1 pseudogene is annotated in these 1,010 nt (G+C 32.8%); it reads left to right on the top strand.

The features are described 5' to 3' along the window. Positions 1-248, top strand: a pseudogene (locus tag ACFIKE_RS11350) (hypothetical protein); the annotation flags it as partial. Positions 249-1,010: the final 762 nt, after the last annotated feature.

The following is a 1,010-nucleotide window of genomic DNA, read 5'->3' as shown; positions in this document are numbered from 1 at the left end:
CTGCAATTTTTGAACGGCTCGAGAAGGTTTTTACTTTATTTGAGCATGTTGAGAAAAGAACAGAGGCTTTTCGAGAACTAAATGAAGCAAATAAGCTTAAGGATCAGTCTCAATCATTACATTATTTAGAAGTGATTTCTAAACATCATGAACATATTGATAAATTAAATCAAGAGGTTAAAAGGCTCGATCACGAAGTTGATAATTTAAATAACAGGCTTCAAAGTCTGAGAAAAATATTTCGATAAGAAACGGAAAGTTGTTCATTGATGCAATGGAGAAAAATGCATGAGGCGTTTCAATGATTTGCATTGAAAAAGGAATGAACGATGAGATTTGCAATAATACTCATTATATCCGTTACAGTCATTATAGGAACTCTTTGTTTTTTGTGTAACAGGAATTTTGAAAAAGCGGAAAGAGGCAGATGGGAAAGTAGTTAAGCACAAAAATTTGGCAACGCAACGAAAATGAAATGCAACACTAAGAAAATCAATGAGTCCAAATATGACAATACAAGAAACACAACTAATGTGTAAGACTATTTGAAAACAAGATAATAAAGTTTAGGGAATCTCTTCGGAATTTGACAAAGAATCTATGAGTTTTAGCATTTAAAGAAGTTATGGTGCTTTCATTGAAGGATTTAAAATAATATTCTGCGTATTTATTATAAGTATAGCTGTAGGCTCTGTTATCTGGATATTGGGTTAGTACAATAGAGAGTTCGATATCTTTACTCTTATATGTTTTTCGATAGCTTTCCAGATTATCTTACCAGATTATCTTAATTTTATACATACAATTGACGAAGAAATTGAAAAAAATAATTCAGCAATTAAAAGAGTCGCTTGAGCAACGACATAAAGCTCTTACAGCACAAAAAAGGAAAGAAAAGTGACGGCTCTGATGGCGCTTTGCGTATCACGAAGAATGAGCTCATTCTCTCCCATGGGGAAAATCAAATTCATTTGAGTGAAAAAGGTTTGGTGCTTTCTCATCAAGCAACC

It is taken from the genome of Bartonella sp. MU70NMGDW (assembly GCF_042194085.1).
GTDB classification, from domain to species: domain Bacteria; phylum Pseudomonadota; class Alphaproteobacteria; order Rhizobiales; family Rhizobiaceae; genus Bartonella; species Bartonella grahamii.
This window is presented reverse-complemented; position numbering and strand designations above follow the sequence as displayed.